Source organism: Enterococcus sp. AN402 (assembly GCF_040719405.1).
GTDB classification, from domain to species: domain Bacteria; phylum Bacillota; class Bacilli; order Lactobacillales; family Enterococcaceae; genus Enterococcus; species Enterococcus faecalis.
Genome location: NZ_JBFDTM010000004.1, coordinates 328,182 through 346,683, shown reverse-complemented (window position 1 = coordinate 346,683; position 18,502 = coordinate 328,182). Strand labels below are relative to the sequence as shown.

The following is an 18,502-nucleotide window of genomic DNA, read 5'->3' as shown; positions in this document are numbered from 1 at the left end:
AACAAGAAAGAAGGAATAAAAAATGAAAAAGATCGTGCGCATTTCAAGCATTTTGTTCGTTGCTACGCCTCTTATGCTTTTAAATAGTCCAAAAGTTGAAGCAGCTCAAGTCGCTTCTATTCAATCCAACGCTGATATTACATTTGCTCTTGATAATACTGTCACGCCACCTGTCAACCCGACGAACCCTTCTCAGCCTGTGACACCTAATCCTGCTGATCCTCATCAACCTGGTACAGCCGGCCCCCTTAGTATTGACTATGTTTCAAATATCCATTTTGGATCAAAACAAATTCAAGCCGGAACAGCGATCTATTCGGCACAACTGGATCAAGTGCAAAATAGTACTAGCGATTTAATTAGCGTGCCAAACTATGTCCAAGTAACTGACAAACGTGGTCTAAATCTTGGCTGGAAATTATCAGTTAAACAGAGTGCGCAATTTGCTACAAGTGATTCAACACCCGCTGTTTTGGATAATGCATCCTTGACCTTTTTAGCAGCAACACCCAATTCAACACAGTTACTTTCTTTGGCACCATTAACGGTCCCAGTAACCTTGGATCCAACTGGTGCCGCCACTTCTCCTGTGGCGACTGCCGCTCTTTCAACAGGAATGGGCACTTGGACATTAGCTTTTGGTAGCGGAGCGACCGCTGCTCAAGGCATTCAATTAACTGTTCCTGCGACAACGAAAAAAGTTGCAGCTAAACAATATAAAACAACGCTTACTTGGATTTTGGATGATACACCACTTTAAAAGAAAACAAACAAGGTATTGTATGAAGTTGTTTCATGCAATACCTTGTTATAAAAAATTGTCAAAAAGGAGTGCACACTATGAATCAGCAGCTTTTTAAATGGCTCCATGCTATTAGCGTCATCATTTTTTTATTTTTTATTGGCTCTTATTCTGTAGAAGCAAGCGAAATGACTTTTTCTGTAAAAGCCATTTTACCCGACAATCAACGAACCAAAGAAACAAGTTATTTTGATTTACGTGTCGCTCCAAACCAAACACAAAAGCTACAAATCGAACTAACGAATCAAACAGCCAACGACATTACCGTGCTAGCTTCAGCCAATGCAGCGATTACTAATGATAATGGCTTGGCAGATTATTCTCATGCTGAAACAAAAAAAAGACCCATCTGCACCTTTTACTTTTAATGAGATTGCGCAATTACCAAAAGAAATCCAACTACCTAAACACTCAACCAAGACTGTTGAATGTCAGCTTACTTTACCGGAAAAACCATTTAATGGGTACGTTTTAGGAGGACTCTACTTTGAACAAAAGTCAGATGAACAACCTGCTCACTCAGAAAACGGCGTGGCCATCAATAATCGTTTTTCTTATGTAGTCGGCGTCTTACTTAGTGAAACAGATGAACCTGTTCAGCCAGAATTATCTTTAAATGAAGTAAAAACCGATCAAGCTAACGGTCGTAACCGCATATTAATGAATCTCCAAAACAAACAAGCGGCTATGATTAAAAAATTACAAGTCGATGCCTCTTTATATTATGAAAAAGAAACCAAACCTCGCTACGAAAATCACCAAGAGTCGTTAACAATGGCCCCTAATACAAATTTTAATTATCGGATTGACTTAAAGGAACAACCTTTTGTTCCTGGAAATTATACTGTAAAAATCAAAGCAAACGATGGCTATCAAGACTATTCGTGGGAAAAACACTTAGTCATCCAAGAAAAAGAAGCTAAAAAATACAATGCTACCGCCGTCAACCTCCCACCTGAGAAACACACCAATTTCCCTTGGAAACTAGTGAGTAGCATCACGCTGGTTTTTCTATTCATTTTGGGAAGCACGATTTATTATTTCAAGAAAAAAATACGTGAATCGCAACAATAAAAAAGCACATCGACAATTGTCGATGTGCTTTCATAATCACTTAATTATTTTGTATATTCTTCAACTAATGCAACGACTTCTTCCATCGTGTCGCATTCTTTTAATGCACGATCAGCAAGTTCAGCCATTTTAGTTGTGTCTAGACGTTTCATCAAGCTACGTGTTTTAAGGATAGATGTAGCACTCATTGAGAACTCATCTAAGCCCATACCCAATAGTAATGGAACAGCTGTTTGATCGCCCGCCATTTCACCACACATACCAGCCCATTTACCTTCAGCGTGTGCTGCATCAATTACATTTTTAATTAAACGTAAGATTGATGGGTTGTATGGTTGGTATAAGTAAGAAACGCGTTCGTTCATACGGTCTGCCGCCATTGTGTATTGGATTAAGTCGTTAGTTCCAACACTAAAGAAGTCAACTTCTTTGGCAAATTTATCAGCTAATACGGCAGCTGCTGGAATTTCAATCATAATACCTACTTGGATATCGTTTGAAACTTCAACACCTTCGTTGACTAATTTTTGTTTTTCGTCTTCAAAGATTGCTTTCGCTGCTCTAAATTCTTTCAAAGTAGCAACCATTGGGAACATGATACGTAAGTTACCATGAACAGACGCACGTAATAATGCACGCATTTGTGTACGGAACATGCCGTCACCTAGTTCTGATAAGCTAATACGTAATGCACGGTAACCTAAGAATGGGTTCATTTCGTGTGGTAATGTTAGGTAAGGAAGCTCTTTGTCCCCACCAATATCCATTGTACGAACCACAACTGGTTTTCCTTCCATTCCTTCAAGAACTGCTTTATACGCTTGGTATTGGTCCTCTTCAGTTGGAAAGTCAGATGAATCCATGTATAAGAATTCTGTACGATATAAACCAACAGCTTCGCCGCCGTTTTTGTGTACGCCTTCTAAATCTTTTGGTGTACCAATGTTTGCAGCTAACTCAACATGTTTGCCGTCAGCTGTCACTGTTTCTGCATTTTTTAGTTTATCCCATTCTGCTTTTTGATCTGCATAAGCTTTTGCTTCTGCTTCAAATTCAGATTTTTCAGCATCTGTTGGGTCAATAATAACATCCCCAATGATTCCGTTCACTGCTAAAATATCGCCTGCTTTTACTTTGTCAGTAATTTCTTTTGTACCAACGATTGCAGGGATTTCTAACGAACGAGCCATGATTGCTGAGTGAGAAGTACGTCCGCCGATGTCTGTAACAAAGGCTTTAACATACGTACGGTCTAATTGTGCAGTATCACTAGGTGTTAAGTCATGGGCCACCACGATGACTTCTTCGTTAATCATTGAAGGATTTGGAAGAGTCACACCTAATAAATGTGCTAAGATACGTTTGGCAACGTCACGAATATCTGCTGCACGCTCTTGCATGTAAGCATTATCGTCCATTGCTTCAAACATACCAATATACATATCCGTAACTTCTTTCAAGGCAGCTTCTGCATTGACTTTGTTGTCTTGGATATTTTGTTTGATTTGACCAACCATTTCTGGGTCAGATAAAACCATTAAATGAGCATCGAAAACTTGCGCTTCTGCTTCACCAAGGCTTTGAGCTGCTTTGTCGCGAATTGCTTGCAACTCTTCAGTAGATTTTGCTAAAGCATCGTCTAAGCGAGTTGCTTCTGCATCAGTATCTTCTACGGAAGTTTTGTTGAAAGACAAGTCAGGTTGAACTAGCAGGTAAGCTTTAGCAACAGCAACGCCATCACTTGCGGCAATCCCTTTTAGCATCTCAGACATTATTCAGCCAATCCTTCTTTTTGTAATGTTTCAACGATTGCTGCCATTCCTTCAGCTTCGTCAGCACCATCAACAGTGATTGTTACGTCAGAACCTTGACCAACGCCTAAAGACATAACGCCCATGATTGATTTTAAGTTAACAGATTTACCTTTGTATTCTAAGTTAATATCTGAGTTAAATTTGCTTGCAGTTTGTACTAATAAAGTAGCTGGACGTGCGTGAATTCCTGTTTCTGCTACAATGTGAAATTCTTTCTTTTCCATATAAATCGGTCTCCTTCGTAAATAAAAAATTTTTATGTTAGGGTTTTCCTTTCTTGATACGCTAAAATCAAACGTCTACTCGAAAAAAGACCCTTTCAGTTTCTAAGATTACCATTTTTTTCTATCTTACACAACACTTTTTGCTTAAATTTCGTGATGTTTTGCACTGACTATTCTTCCTCTTTTTGGTAACGATAAATGATTCGTCCATTTAACCCCGCTTCTCCAACAATTTCCGCGCGGTCAGGTAAAGAAATCCAAGCATCACGAAATTGGAAAAATTCATTTTGCTCCACGATTAATTCAGAGATTTCTCCAGCTTTTAATGAAGCAATTTTTTCTACAAAAGGATTTTCAGCCATTTATTTCACCACTCTTTCTCTTAAATATCAACTCTTATAGTTTACTTGAAAATGGCGCAATTGTCTGTAAAAAAATCGAATCTTTGCCTTTTTTTAAACAAGGTCTTTTACTTGATTCTCTTACAAAAAATGCTATAATAACCTCAAAGGTCAAAAATGGTCAAGTGATTTTATAGACAGAATTTATTCTTGCTATCTAGTACTTGGCTGGTTTGAGGAAAAATGGTCTGTTTACTAGAAATAATAGAGCAAACAGCTATTTTTCTGGCCTCAGTTATTTTGAAAGGATGTGTTTCATTCAATGATTTGTCAAAATTGTCAACAAAATGAAGCAACAATTCATTTATATGCAAATGTGAATGGTCAAAGAAAACAACTGGACTATTGCCAAAGCTGCTATCAAAAATTAAAAAATCAAGCAAATAATTCCCCTCAAAATATGGGACAAGACCCTTTTGGCTTTGGGAGTTTAGACGATTTATATCGTTCTCTTTCTCGCCAAATGCAACAAGGTAATCCTTATGAACAACAAACACCACCCACTCAATTTGGTGATGGTGGTAATGGAGGTCAACCCCCTCGCGGAGGCGCTGGCGCTGGTCAAGGTTTGCTAGGCGAGTATGGGATTAACATCACTGAAGCGGCACGCCAAGGAGATATCGATCCTGTGGTAGGACGTGACCAAGAAATTAAGCGTGTCATTGAAATCTTAAATCGCCGTACAAAAAACAACCCCGTTTTAATCGGTGAACCAGGTGTTGGTAAAACAGCCGTTGTCGAAGGTTTAGCCCAAAAAATTGTCGATGGCGATGTGCCCCAAAAATTATTGGACAAAGAAGTCATTCGTTTAGATGTGGTTTCACTTGTTCAAGGAACTGGTATTCGCGGACAATTTGAAGAACGGATGCAAAAATTGATTGAAGAAATCACTGAAGCTGAAAATGTCATTTTATTTATTGATGAAGTCCATGAAATTGTGGGTGCTGGTGCTGCTGGTGATGGCAATATGGATGCTGGCAATATTTTAAAACCAGCCTTAGCACGTGGTGAATTACAATTAGTCGGTGCCACAACTTTAAATGAGTACCGTATTATTGAAAAAGATGCTGCCTTAGAACGTCGGATGCAACCAGTCCAAGTAGATGAGCCAACCGTTGCCGAAACCATAACGATTTTACATGGTTTGCAAAAACGTTATGAAGATTATCATCATGTTAAATATACAGATGAAGCGATTAACGCAGCAGCAAACTTATCCAATCGTTACATTCAAGATCGCTTTTTACCAGATAAAGCGATTGACTTGTTAGATGAATCTGGTTCAAAAATGAATCTAACTATTCAACTCGTCGATCCAAAAACAATTGATAAAAAATTAGCAGAAGCGGAACAACAAAAACAACAAGCTTCCGCAGAAGAAGATTTTGAAAAAGCGGCTTACTATCGTGATCAAATCAATAAATTACAAGCAATGAAAGAAAAACAAATCAGCGATGAAGAAACACCCGTCATCACTGAAAAAGATATTGAAGCCATTGTGGAACAAAAAACTGGCATTCCTGTCGGTGACTTAAAAGAAAAAGAACAAACCCAATTGAAAAATTTAGCTGTTGACTTAAAAGCTCATGTTGTCGGACAAGATGATGCCGTCGATAAAGTAGCTAAAGCGATTCGTCGCAATCGTGTAGGCCTAGGCAAACAAAACCGCCCAATTGGTTCCTTCTTATTTGTAGGGCCAACAGGCGTTGGTAAAACAGAATTAGCAAAACAATTAGCCTTTGAGCTATTCGGTTCAGAAGATTCGATGGTTCGTTTTGATATGAGTGAGTATATGGAAAAACACAGTGTTTCTAAACTGATTGGTTCTCCTCCAGGCTATGTTGGGTATGACGAAGCTGGACAACTCACAGAAAAAGTCCGTCGTAATCCTTATAGTTTAATTTTATTGGATGAAATTGAAAAAGCACATCCTGATGTTTTACACATGTTTTTACAAATTCTCGACGATGGTCGTTTAACAGATGCACAAGGTCGTACAGTCAGCTTTAAAGATACCATCATTATCATGACAAGTAATGCTGGAACAGGAGCTGTGGAAGCTAACGTTGGCTTTGGCGCTGCCCGTGAAGGTGTGACTAAATCTGTTTTAGGTCAATTGAACAACTTCTTCACCCCCGAATTCCTTAACCGTTTCGATGGTATTATCGAATTCAAAGCATTAAGCAAAGAAAACCTGATGAACATTGTCAGCTTGATGTTAGAAGAAGTAAATGGCTTATTAGCTAAACAAAAATTACACATTGAGGTTCCAACAGAAGTCAAAGAGAAACTCGTTGATTTAGGCTATGATCCTGCAATGGGCGCTCGTCCTTTACGTCGAACAATTCAAGAACAAATTGAAGACGGCATTGCTGAATACTATCTAGATCATCCTGAAAATCATCAATTAGTCGCAGCGTTAGATAACGAAGGTAAAATTATCGTAACTGGCGCACAAGAAGTGACTAAAACAGAAACTTCAACATCTGACCAAGCAGAATAATCAAAAATCCGCACGCATTAATAACAATGCGTGCGGATTTTTTTATGCTTTTCACTTTTTATTTTCATCAAAAAAAACTATAATAGAAGAAAGATATTCGTATACTTGTTCCTCATAGAAAAAATTCAATCTGGAACTCCTGTACATAATTGGAAACGCTCTTTTGCAGCACACAACTATAATGAGGTGATAAAATGAAATTAGTGAATGTGACCAATAGCTACAAACAATTAGTAAATAAACAATTGGAAAACACGGATGCTTACTTTGTAAAAGTCTACTCAGCAGGAAACACGACCGCTGTCTATTCAGAAGCAGCTCACCATGTGGAAGTTCTGATTATGAATAAAAATCGTCGCATTCGTCCGACAGAAGTAAAAGAAATTTTAGCAAAACTGTTAAAACGATTACCTAAAGAGGCTTATGACCCAGATGAAATTTCTATCATTGAATTAAACCATGTGACCGAAGTGTCTGTTCCATTAAAAGTTTCCCTCATGGAAAACTAAAAAAAAACTGCCGAAGTTTCCCCACTTCGGCAGTTTTTTCAATTTATTGTGACGTTATTTTTTTTACAAGACTTTGATAATTTTCCGACCAGGCTTCCTCATTTGTCGGACTGACTAATTTATTTTCCTCGATTGCTTTTTTTCTTAAGTCATCTACTTCTTTTTTGAAATTTTCCCCCGATTTTTGAGCATAATCTTTTGAAAAATATTTTGATTGGCGAGAATAAGCCTTCAGTTTCGCATCTTTAATCTCTTCTTCTGTATCTGCAAAATATTCATCATAACGAAGATCGGTTATTTTCCCTGAATCTTTTAACGTAATAACCGTTAAACGTCCAGAAAGCCCCTCCCCAAAATCTTCTGTTAGACTTGTATAATGTTCTTTTGAGGGTTCTTTGATTTCCTTGGCTAAAGCCCTAGCAGCAGGAAGATAGCCATTATTAGCGCTATTGGATTGACCTTTGGCTGTCTGGAAGGCGCCATCTAGACGATTTTCAGTAACCATTTGATTTTCTAAAAAAGTCATCGTATTAACAACGGTCACTAACGATTGATCAGTTCGGGCGTTGTTCGCTTGAAAATTTGCATAGCCGGATAAACGTTTTGTCACTCCTGCCCATTCTTCAGAATAATAGTTTTTAGGTCCACGTTCATCAAATTCCACTAACTGAATTTGTTGATCCTTAACAACGACATCAATTAAAGCCGTATAGCCGCCATCAAACACGACTTCATGATGATAATAATCTCCTTGAACTTCCCCGATTTCTGGACGACCTGACCAATACATCTTCTGGGCTTTTTCTTCTGGACTAATTACTGATTGTCCATTATTAGCTTCTACTGTAGCGCCAGAAACAGCATCAACTTCAAAGGTATGTCCATTACGCTCATAACTCACTTTGGCAGCACTCTCTTTCGATTGATTATTCGTGTTTGCCTGCTCCTCCTGCTTTACAGAAGTGTCATTAGTGGCTTCCGAGGCACCACTCGTTACTTGGCCTGCTTCTGCTTCAGTACTTTCTTTCATTTTTTCAGTTCGTTGATCTGGTTGGCACCCCATTAAAATAAGCATTGAACAAAATAACCCGACAACTATCTTTTTAGTTTTCATTTTTCCTCCTTTTAAAGCTCATTGAATTACCATCCAATTCTAATATAAGTAGGATAAAAAGTATAGCTAAGCAATCGTTTTTTCTTCATATGGCGATAAACTTAACTGCCCAGATAAATACTCACCTAGATAGATTTCCTGTAATCTTTGGAATCCTTGTTCTTGGATTTGCGTTAATAGCCAGTGCTCATCCTTTTTGATTAACTCTAGGACATCCATGTTGGCTTGACCGTCCACAATAATCGGGTAACGAATACTTTCATCGCCATATTCGACGATTGTTAATTGACCATTTTGTTCTAAAACCGCCCGTTTAACAAGCTGGACTTCATAAATACCATTTGCTCGTAATTTAAACATCAGATCATTTGCAGAAATACCATTTTTCAAACATTCCTTCACCACAACCTGTCCATCCTTGATTAAAGTAATGGGTTTACCATCCACAATTTGCTTCACATAGCGATTGTGTTCTTTTGCAAATTTTAAAATTAAGACTAATAATGTCCACAAAATTAACACTAATACAAATTGGAGCACCGTAATTGAATCATTATAAATAACACCACCAATAATGCCCCCCAATACATAGTTTTGCACTTGGTCCATAGCCGATGTGGGCGCCAAATTCCCTTTTCCCATCAAATTAATTTGGACAATTAAACAAATAATACCTAAAGCAAATTTAATAATAATTGGACTATAAAACTGCATTAATTTTCCCTCACTTTACTTTATGATTTCAATCGTTGGTGTTAATAAATACGTTTCTTGTAATGTATAAGACTGCTGATCCGTACTTAAACTCATTTTATAAAAGACTTCGTCAATTTTAACTATGGTTCCGTCAGCCAATTGTGTACCATTGACATAAACTTTTTCTGGAGAAACCTTTTTTTCCTGTGCCACTTGTTCGACAAAATGTACCATTTGTGAAGATTGTGAATGCTGATTTTGGTTCAGTTGATAATTGGAATATTGAACCCCTAAAACAAATAATAATGATAAAAAAATAATAATACTTAATTCACGATATTTCGTTTGAATTTGATGTCGCACATAAAAACTAAACACAATGACTAGCCCGATTAACAAAGCAAAAATAAAAAAATACTTTAAGTAATCATTTAAATTAGATTGGCTTTTTAAATACTCGATGCCATAAAAATTCATGTTCTTGTCCACTCCTTGATAGGTTCGTTATAGTAAGTATTCTATCTCAAAAAAACAATCACGCCTACTTTAATACCTTATAACAAGAAAAAGCTCAGCGCAATCATCTTGAGAATGATTGCGCCGAGCTTCAATCTTCTAAAGATTCAGCTACCGATTGATTACAAATTAATTTTACATCAAACTTTTCAGTTCAACATCTGGATATTTATCCGCAAACCAGCGTTCCGCAAATTGGTTTTCAAATAAGAACAATGGTTGATCGAAACGGTCCCGTGCCAAAATATTTCGGCTAGAGCTCATGCGTTCATCTAAATCTTCTGGATTAATCCAGCGGGCAATTTTAGAACCCATTGGCGTCATTACTACTTCAGCATTGTATTCATTAGACATTCGGTATTGGAAAACTTCAAACTGCAATTGACCTACTGCGCCAATGATATATTCTTCTGTTAAATATGTTTTGTATAATTGAATGGCTCCTTCTTGAACCAGTTGGTAAATTCCTTTATGGAAAGATTTTTGTTTCATCACGTTTTTGGCAGTCACTTTCATGAATAATTCAGGGGTAAATGACGGCAACTCTTCATATTGAACATTCATTTTCCCTTCATACAAAGTATCGCCAATTTGGTAATTTCCTGTGTCATACACACCGATAATATCGCCTGCAACAGCTTCTGTGACGTTTTCGCGGGCATCCGCCATAAATTGTGTCACGTTACTTAATTTGACTTTTTTGCCTGTTCTACCTAAAGTCACGTCCATGCCTCTTTCAAAAACACCTGAACAAATTCGAACAAAGGCAATTCGATCACGATGGGCTGGGTTCATATTCGCTTGAATTTTAAAGACAAAGCCTGAAAATTCTTTTTCGTAAGGACTTACTTCGCCACCCTCTTCTGTTTTATGCGCATGTGGCGCAGGCGCAAATTGTAAGAAGGTTTCTAAAAATGTTTGAACCCCAAAGTTTGTCAAAGCAGAACCGAAGAAGACTGGCGTTTGATCACCACGAGCGATTTTTTCCTCGCTAAATTCATCGCCTGCTTCTACCAACAACTCAACATCTTCCAACACTTGTTGATAAACGCTGTTATTGTGCAATGGTAAATCGCTTGGGATATCGCCATCTTTTAAAGGAATAAAACGCTCCCCGCCATTATTTTCTGGACGATATAATTCCACACGTTCATTATAAATATCGTATAGACCTTCTAGGCCTTTTCCCATACCAATTGGCCAGTTCATTGGATAAGATTCAATATCCAATAGTTCTTCCAATTCTTCTAAAAGTTCCAATGGTTCCCGTCCGTCACGGTCCAATTTGTTAATAAAAGTAAAAATTGGAATACCACGTTTTTTAACAACTTGGAAAAGTTTTTTCGTTTGTGCTTCAATCCCTTTGGCACTGTCAATAACCATCACAGCACTATCCACGGCCATTAAGGTCCGATACGTATCCTCTGAGAAATCCTCATGCCCTGGGGTGTCTAAGATATTAATCCGTTTGTCTTGATAGTCAAATTGCATCACAGAACTCGTTACCGAAATTCCCCGTTGTTTTTCAATTTCCATCCAGTCAGATTTGGCAAAGTTCCCTGTTTTTTTCCCTTTGACTGTTCCAGCTTGGCGGATGGCGCCCCCAAATAATAATAATTGTTCAGTAATCGTTGTTTTCCCAGCATCCGGATGGGAAATAATCGCAAACGTACGGCGACTATCGACTGCTTCTTTTTGATTGATCGTCATAAAAATCTCCTTATCACTTGTGATGTTTATTTATTTATTTTCTTCAGCATAATTTTTGATTAACCTTTGCTAGTATATCATGTCAAGCCTTGAGAATAAAGAGCTGCTGTTGGCTGTTTTTTAAAAGGAAAACCTGCGACATTAGTCAAAACGACTGATGTCACAGGTTATTTTTAACGTCTTGGTTCGTCATCTTCCATTTCTTTACGGAAAAAACGACGATTTTCTTCTGGTTCTTCATCGACAGTTTCTTCATCGTAGAAATGAACGCGTAAGACTAGCAAACGTGTGCCTTCCATTTCTTCAGCAGTTAACTTAATATTGCCCACTTCAAAAGAAGGTTTTTCCCCTTCATCAGGAATGGTTCCTAATGCTGTAATTAAGTAACCTGCCATTGTATCAACATCGCTCATGTGTAAATCTGTTTCAAATACTTCATTAAATTCGTCAATTAACATGCGTCCTTGAACCAAATATTCATTGTCAGCCACTTGTGTATATAAATTTTCTACTTCATCTGTTTCATCGTCAATTTCACCAACGATTTCTTCTAGTAAATCTTCCAGTGTTGCTAAACCGACAACACCGCCATATTCATCTAGTAAAATCGCCATTTGGTTTTGTGTTCGTTTTAACTCATAAAGTAAATCATCAATAAAAATGGTTTCTGGGACAAATAATGGTTCTTGGATAATCGCGCCTAATTCAATGTTTTCAAAGCCTAAATTACGTGCAGCTTTTAGTAACGTTTTGGTATGTAAAATACCAACAATTTTATCTTTGTCTTCACTATAAACAGGAATCCGAGAATAATTTTCTCCTAAAATTAAATTGATGTTTTCTTGGACATCATCTTGGATATCAACCATGAATGCGTCTGTCCGAGGAACCATTACTTCTCGTGCCACTTTTGTATCTAATGAAAAGACACCTTGTAACATTTCTAGTTCTTCGTTTTCCAAAACACCTTCTGTTTCAAGCATGTAGCGCATTTCATCTCGTGTCATCTTCGAATCGGCATCATCGAAAGTCATTGGTGTGATTTTGGATAATAAATCGGTCGAAGCCGATAGCAACCAAACGAAGGGACGCGCGATAACTCCTAAAAAGCGGACTGCACCAGAAGTCAATTGAGCGACTTCTTCTGATTTATTCATGGCAATTCGTTTAGGATATAATTCACCAAATACAATAGAAACGTACGTTAACAACGCTAAGATAATGATACTGGCAAGACTCTTAGCTGCGGCGCCGCCACCTAATACAGGGGCCAAACGACTAGATAAAGTCTCTGCTAATGAAGCACCAGATAGGATATTAACCAAAGTAATCCCTACTTGGATTGTGGATAAAAAGTTATTGGGGTCTTGCAATACCTTAAGCAATTTTTGAGCTTTTGCGTCGCCGTCTTCCGCTTTTTGTTCCACACGATTCTTGTTAACAGATACGACTGCAATTTCCGCCGCTGCCAAAAAGGCATTGATAAACGTCAACACGACTAATAATAGAAGTTGCGCAATTAGCGACTGACTCTCAGGGTCAGCATTATTCATAATGTTCTCTCTCTCCTTAATTGTTGATAATTCCGAGGCTGTACTTTCGTACTCTTTTAACGTTCTTCCTCTTTTTATGGTTAGGCTTAGAAACAGACACAATCAGTATTATGACAGGTTATTTTCTATCCTAATCCATAAAATCATAGCACGAAAGATTAGCGGATTCAATCATTAACCGTTATTTTCTTTCGTATTTGTTTCATTCCCTAAAAGAACGGCATTGGTAACTTTTTCACTACGACCCGCTTTGACCATATCAATAACATAGTAGATAATGGTCCGGCAGATTGCGTAAAATGGAACGCCAAGGAAAATACCTAGCAAACCTGCTAAATTTCCTGCCACCAATAAAATTAAAATAATCGTTAACGGATGGATTTTTAGAGATTTTCCGATAACGTTTGGATAAATAATATTTCCGTCCAATTGTTGAACCACTAGCACCACTAAACAACATAAGGCTGCTTTGACGGGTTCATTAAAGATGGTCACTAAGACAGCGGGCGCTAATCCTAGATAAGGGCCTAGATAGGGAATCAAATTCGTAAAGCCGGCAATGACACCAAATAAAAAGGCATAACGAACGCCAAGCAATGAATACCCAATAATCGTAAATGTACCGACAAATAAACATTCAATCGCTTGTCCACTAATATAACTGGATAAGGTTTGGTTCAATTGTCCTAAAAGATCCACAATATCATCTTTTCTTTTTTCAGGTAAAAAACGTTGAATCGCTGGTACTAGCTTGTCTCCATCTTTTAACATATAAAATAAAATAAATGGCGCAGTGACCAAAACAATGGTGGTTGACGCCACCGTTGATACGATTGAACCTAAGCTACTTGATAAACTACTTAAAAATTGTTGGATAATATTTGCATAAGAAATATCCATTTTTTCAATATAGCTTGTTAAATCAATTTGTTTAAAAATAGGTAACTCCGCAATCTCATAAATCCAGGTCTCCACTTGTTTAAAGAAATCAGGCATACTTGATGCTAAACTAGCTAGCTGATCTGCCAACTTAGGGATAATTGTTAATAAGATCAGAACTAATGCGATGATTAGTAATAAAAATACCAGTAAGACGGCATAAATTCGTTTCATTTTCGTCTTCATTAGTAGATTGACCACAGGATTTAGTAAATAATACAAAAAGCCTGCTACTAAGACTGGGGCAAACAACGTTGAAAAGAATGTCCCAATCGGTGCAAATAAGAAATTAATTTTCGAAGCAATAAATAATAGCATGGCCACGACAAGTAATTCAACTGACCAGAAAAATAATTTCGATTCTTTAAATCGATTAATCACAGCGGCTCCTCCTTTATTTTTATTCAATTGTTGCTGTTTTATTTTATCACACCTTCCCCCCTCAGTCATTGAGAATACTTCATTGCTAGAACTTTTTCGTGGTATAATAAAATAGAAACAGATTCTGAACTTGGGGGTTTTTCTATGCATGTAGCTCAAACAAAAGATACCATGAGTGATCTTTATTTAGATGCTGTCCGGCTTCGTCAACGCGTATTCGTAGCGGAACAAGGGGTACCAGAAGAGATGGAAATCGATGAATATGAAGCACATTGTATTCACTTTGTTTTGTACACGAACCATGTAGCTGTCGCAACTTGTCGCTTGCTTCCACTAGAAAATGGCGTTATGAAATTACAACGAATGGCCGTTGAAAAAGCTTACCGTGGCGCCGACTATGGACGAGTGATTATGGAAGCGGCGGAAAATTTTGCCAAAGAACAAGGCTACCACAAGATTACTCTAGGAGCACAAGTCACCGCTGTAGGCTTCTATGAACGTTTAGGTTATCAAAAAACAGGAGCACCTTTTATGGATGCTGGCATTGAACACTACGAAATGAATAAAGAACTATAACACCAATTAAATCGGAAAATTTAGAGCTTGGAGCATTAGCCATTTTGGCTAATGCTCCAAGCTCCTTTTGTGGGCTGTTTACATCGGCTATTTTTTTGATAGCTGTTGATAACGTTGATACCAGATATCTACATACTCGGGCGAGAAGGGGCCTTTTTCGTTATTAATCCAATCCACTAAAGTCTTGACATTTTCTTTTAAAATGAAGTCAATATCTTCTGGATAATCCATTAGTTTGCTATGAAATTCATATTCATCAACGTCTAGTAAACGTTTTTCACCATCTGGAAAAACCTTGATATCTAAATCATAATCAATATACTTCAACGCTTCGTCATCTAAAACATATGGCGAAGCCAGATTGCAGTAATACGAAACCCCCTTTTCTCTAATCATTGCTATTATATTGAACCAATATTTCTTGTGAAAATAAACAATGGCTGGTTCACGAGTCACCCACCGACGTCCGTCGGATTCCGTTACTAACGTGTGATCGTTCACACCAATTAAAGAATACTCGCTCGTTTTTAGTACCATCGTATCACGCCACGTTCGATGTAAATGTCCGTCATGTTTATAACTCTGAATGGTTACAAACTCGCCTTCTTTAGGAATTCCCATAATACCCCAACTTTCCCCAAATAAAGTAAAGCACTGTTACTTTTTGGGTGTTCATACATCGATATCAAAATAATTATATCATATCTTTTGAGTTTGCGTACATTGAGTTCACTTAAAGAAGACGATTTCTGAAAAAATTTAATTCAGATGACCAAATAGTTTAAATTCAGTATATATTTTCAGCTTAATTACTGTATTTTTTCAAAGACTGATACTGCGCTCTCTCTTAAAACCTGATTCAATTCTTCAACATTTGTTTTACCAGTTGTTTCAAGCCACGCAACGGCTGCTTCAGAACCTTGTTGAACAAATGGAAGCACGCCGTCTGCCCAAGTTGCGCGACCACATAAGACTCCATTAAACGAGGAACCTGCTTTTTTTGCAAATTTCAATGTTTCCTGAAACATCGTAGCACTAACCCCTGCACTCAAGAAAATAAATGGAAGTTGTGTTGCTTCACTTTGCATGTTGAAAAAGGCCTGCGCTTCATCTTGGCTATAAAGACTTTCAGTGCCAAAACCTTCTACAAAATTCATGTTCACAGGGACTTCTACTTTTAAAACATCAACATTATAGCGATCCTTTGAAAATTCTTTCATCGCTTCAATTACTTTGTGCGGTTTTACTTTAGCGTATTCTTTTGAAGCACTATCCGAATTGTTTGCATCATAAGAGACAATTTCTAAAAAGAATGGAATTTCTTCGGCTAAACACTCTGAACCAATCCGTTCTATATAAGCTTTCTTTCGTTCATTGATTGCTTCACTTTCGTCAACATCGTAATAAAGTAAAAATTTACACGCGTCTGCGCCCGCTTCTTTTAAACGCTTAACCGACCAAACATCAAGACTATCGGGTAACCGTCCTGGTGTCGAAGCATCGTAGCCCGTTTTTTCATACGCAAGTAACAAACCTGAAGTCTGTGCTCGATTTTCAGCAGCAGCTAGGCCATATTCTGGATCCAACAAAATTGCTGAAGTCTCTGGTGTTAAGCAACGAGATACTAATACTTTAAAGTCACTGATTTCTTGCGCAGTCACCTCTTTGTATTTTCCCATCATGCGTTTTAAGGCCCCACGTTGATCAATGGCTAGTGCGCCAATAATCCCTTGATCATCTACCAGATTTTCTAAATGTTTACGTTTTTGTTCACTAATTTTTTTCATTCTGTTCCCTCTCCTAATTGATTATTTAGTAACGTAGCAATTTCAGCTGGCGAACTTGCTTGTTTCAGTCCAGAAGTAACTTCTTCTCTTAATAGGAGGCGCGCAACGGAAGAGAGTAATTTCAAATGTGTCGTGCCAGCTTCGGCATCTGGAATAAACAGCGCAATCACAAACTCCGTTAATTGGTTGTCAAGGCTCTGCCACTCAACACCTTGGTCCAAGGTAACGATGATAATGGCCGCTTGTTGAATCGTTGCTGCTTTTGCATGAGGTATCGCAAATCCATTCATCATCCCCGTTGTTCCTTCTTGTTCTCGCTCGTTCAGTTTATCGAAAACTTCCTGTGCGTCCTGAGCAACTTCCAATTCTGTTGATTTTTTTGCTAAAAAGTGAAAAACATCCTCTTGCGTTTGTAACTGTTGATTTAAAAAAATATGATTTTCTTTAATAAAAGCCATTCCATCCACTCCTAATTCCTGTTATTTCATTTTTTTGATAACGATTGCTCTTGTTTGGCGATTCTACTTTTTTGTACAAAACCTAGCAATAAACCGCCTACCAATGAACCAGCTAAAATTGCCAGAACCCATTGAACAGCGTGAGTAACAACTGGTAAAACAAGAAATCCTCCATGAGGTGCTGGCACTTGTACCCCAAACATATACGTTAGGACTGCCGCAATTGAAGATCCGAGCATCATAATTGGTAAAACCTTCAAGGGGTCTTTTGCCGCAAACGGAATAGCGCCTTCTGTAATATGTGTGGAGCCTAAAATAAAGTTCACTAGCCCCGCATTGCGTTCATTTGTGTCAAAGTATTTTCCAAAGAATAATGTAGCAAAGCCTGTAATTAAAGGTGGCGCTATGCAGGCAGCAGAAACTCCTGCCATAAAAGAAGTATTTCCTTGAGCTAAGAGTGCCGTCCCAGTAACATAGGCCGCTTTATTAACTGGACCTCCCATATCAAAGGCACACATACAACCCACAATTATTCCTAAAACCAACGGACTGGAGTTTTGGAAACTAGCTAAAAAGCTCATCATTCCTTCGTTAACAGCTTTCATCGGATCTGCTAGTAAAGACATAGTGATACCAATAACTGCAACGCCAATGACTGGATAAAGGAAAATTGCTTTTAAACCATCTAATGATTTAGGCAAACCTTTAAATACTCTTTGTAATAAAAGAATGAAATACCCAGCAAGAAAACCAGATAATATCCCTCCTAAAAAGCCAGTGCCACCAGTGTTAGCAATCAAACCACCGACAAAGCCCACAACCAAACCAGGTCGTTTGGCAATCCCCTCTGCGATATACGCAGATAAGATTGGCACCATCATGCCCATTGAGGCATCACCAATACTTTTTAACATAGCAGCGGTAGCATTATACTGACTACTTTCTGGATCAAATGAATAAATGCCCCAAATAGCAAAAGAAAGAGCAATTAAAACGCCGCCTGCTACTACAAACGGCAACATGTGAGAGACGCCATTCATTAAGTTTTTATAAATACTATGTCCAACATTTCCTGAAGAAATCTGTGTTTCCTGTTCAAGTTCATCCACTGCTTGGTTTTCGGCCGCAATCGATCCTTTGCCTGCGAGTGCTTCTTCAATTAAGCGATCTGCTTCTTTAATCCCCACACTGACAGGGACATCAATGATTCGTTTCCCAGCAAAACGTTCTGCTTGAACGTCTTTGTCGGCGGCAATAATGACTGCCTCCGCTCCTTGGATTTCTGCAGGTGTTAACTCGTTTTCTATACCAATCTGACCATGTGTTTCAACCTTAATCGTAATACCTTTACGTTTCGCAGCTTGTTCCAATGCCTCCTGTGCCATATACGTGTGCGCTATTCCCGTCGGACAACCTGTAGCAGCTATTAATTGATACGTAGCCAT

General features: G+C 38.1%; 18 protein-coding genes and 1 pseudogene. 6 read left to right on the top strand and 13 right to left on the bottom strand.

All coding sequences use genetic code 11. From position 1 onward, the window contains the following. Positions 1–22: 22 nt before the first annotated feature. Positions 23–760 (top strand): WxL domain-containing protein, encoded by a 738-nt coding sequence (locus AB1I62_RS03115; RefSeq protein ID WP_025187388.1) that lies wholly within the window; start codon positions 23–25, stop codon positions 758–760. Positions 761–795: 35 nt separating this feature from the next. Further along, positions 796–1,876, top strand: a pseudogene (locus AB1I62_RS03110) (DUF916 and DUF3324 domain-containing protein). A 44-nt stretch (positions 1,877–1,920) separates the two neighbouring features. Here the strand turns inward: AB1I62_RS03110 and ptsP are convergent. The 3 genes from ptsP to AB1I62_RS03095 all read right to left on the bottom strand — a co-directional run bounded on the left by ptsP (position 1,921) and on the right by AB1I62_RS03095 (position 4,276). Continuing rightward, entirely contained in the window at positions 1,921–3,648 is a 1,728-nt protein-coding gene (gene ptsP / locus AB1I62_RS03105; RefSeq protein WP_002361251.1) for a phosphoenolpyruvate--protein phosphotransferase, read from the bottom strand. After that, on the bottom strand, positions 3,648–3,914 hold the full coding sequence (locus AB1I62_RS03100) for a phosphocarrier protein HPr (RefSeq protein ID WP_002355551.1): 267 nt from the start codon (positions 3,912–3,914) through the stop codon (positions 3,648–3,650). The genes ptsP and AB1I62_RS03100 overlap by 1 nt, the downstream gene beginning before the upstream one ends. A gap of 170 nt (positions 3,915–4,084) precedes the next feature. Further along, positions 4,085–4,276, bottom strand: a complete 192-nt coding sequence (locus tag AB1I62_RS03095; protein ID WP_002366170.1) for a hypothetical protein — start codon at positions 4,274–4,276, stop codon at positions 4,085–4,087. Here AB1I62_RS03095 and AB1I62_RS03090 point away from each other — a divergent pair. The 3 genes from AB1I62_RS03090 (at position 4,240) to AB1I62_RS03080 (ending at position 7,327) form a co-directional block, all read left to right on the top strand. Further along, complete coding sequence (locus AB1I62_RS03090) at positions 4,240–4,452, top strand: hypothetical protein (protein ID WP_129236307.1); 213 nt, start codon at positions 4,240–4,242, stop codon at positions 4,450–4,452. The two genes, AB1I62_RS03095 and AB1I62_RS03090, sit on opposite strands and share 37 nt — an antisense overlap. Before the next feature lie 125 nt (positions 4,453–4,577). After that, a complete protein-coding gene (locus tag AB1I62_RS03085; protein ID WP_002386935.1) occupies positions 4,578–6,818 on the top strand; it encodes an ATP-dependent Clp protease ATP-binding subunit in 2,241 nt (746 codons plus the stop codon). A 194-nt stretch (positions 6,819–7,012) separates the two neighbouring features. Beyond that, positions 7,013–7,327 carry a DUF1827 family protein gene (locus AB1I62_RS03080; protein WP_002355547.1) on the top strand — a complete coding sequence of 105 codons (315 nt, stop codon included), beginning with the start codon at positions 7,013–7,015 and terminating at the stop codon, positions 7,325–7,327. 43 nt (positions 7,328–7,370) lie between these two features. Here the strand turns inward: AB1I62_RS03080 and AB1I62_RS03075 are convergent, their stop codons facing one another. From AB1I62_RS03075 to AB1I62_RS03050, 6 genes are all read right to left on the bottom strand, one after another. Continuing rightward, complete coding sequence (locus AB1I62_RS03075; protein WP_048737375.1) at positions 7,371–8,441, bottom strand: hypothetical protein; 1,071 nt, start codon at positions 8,439–8,441, stop codon at positions 7,371–7,373. Positions 8,442–8,507: 66 nt separating this feature from the next. Next, complete coding sequence (locus AB1I62_RS03070; protein WP_002368017.1) at positions 8,508–9,155, bottom strand: DUF421 domain-containing protein; 648 nt, start codon at positions 9,153–9,155, stop codon at positions 8,508–8,510. A 15-nt stretch (positions 9,156–9,170) separates the two neighbouring features. Beyond that, entirely contained in the window at positions 9,171–9,614 is a 444-nt protein-coding gene (locus AB1I62_RS03065; protein ID WP_002355544.1) for a DUF3290 domain-containing protein, read from the bottom strand. A 174-nt stretch (positions 9,615–9,788) separates the two neighbouring features. Next, on the bottom strand, positions 9,789–11,363 hold the full coding sequence (locus AB1I62_RS03060) for a peptide chain release factor 3 (protein ID WP_002355543.1): 1,575 nt from the start codon (positions 11,361–11,363) through the stop codon (positions 9,789–9,791). A 173-nt stretch (positions 11,364–11,536) separates the two neighbouring features. Continuing rightward, entirely contained in the window at positions 11,537–12,916 is a 1,380-nt protein-coding gene (locus AB1I62_RS03055; protein ID WP_002363168.1) for a hemolysin family protein, read from the bottom strand. Between the two features lie 174 nt (positions 12,917–13,090). Then, positions 13,091–14,305 carry an AI-2E family transporter gene (locus tag AB1I62_RS03050; protein WP_002384914.1) on the bottom strand — a complete coding sequence of 405 codons (1,215 nt, stop codon included), beginning with the start codon at positions 14,303–14,305 and terminating at the stop codon, positions 13,091–13,093. A gap of 75 nt (positions 14,306–14,380) precedes the next feature. Between AB1I62_RS03050 and AB1I62_RS03045 the strand changes: the two genes are divergently transcribed. Beyond that, positions 14,381–14,812, top strand: a complete 432-nt coding sequence (locus AB1I62_RS03045; RefSeq protein ID WP_002355539.1) for a GNAT family N-acetyltransferase — start codon at positions 14,381–14,383, stop codon at positions 14,810–14,812. Positions 14,813–14,899: 87 nt separating this feature from the next. Here AB1I62_RS03045 and bph read toward each other — a convergent pair whose 3' ends face one another. The 4 genes from bph to AB1I62_RS03025 form a co-directional block, all read right to left on the bottom strand. Further along, positions 14,900–15,433, bottom strand: coding sequence for a biofilm phosphatase Bph (gene bph, locus AB1I62_RS03040; RefSeq protein WP_002355538.1), 534 nt, complete (start codon positions 15,431–15,433; stop codon positions 14,900–14,902). A 188-nt stretch (positions 15,434–15,621) separates the two neighbouring features. After that, a complete protein-coding gene (lacD, locus tag AB1I62_RS03035) occupies positions 15,622–16,599 on the bottom strand; it encodes a tagatose-bisphosphate aldolase (protein ID WP_002364816.1) in 978 nt (325 codons plus the stop codon). Beyond that, on the bottom strand, positions 16,596–17,057 hold the full coding sequence (locus AB1I62_RS03030) for a fructose PTS transporter subunit IIA (protein WP_002358680.1): 462 nt from the start codon (positions 17,055–17,057) through the stop codon (positions 16,596–16,598). Before AB1I62_RS03030 ends, lacD begins: the two co-directional genes overlap by 4 nt. Positions 17,058–17,083: 26 nt before the next feature. Further along, positions 17,084–18,502 carry a PTS fructose transporter subunit IIC gene (locus tag AB1I62_RS03025; protein WP_002355535.1) on the bottom strand — a complete coding sequence of 473 codons (1,419 nt, stop codon included), beginning with the start codon at positions 18,500–18,502 and terminating at the stop codon, positions 17,084–17,086.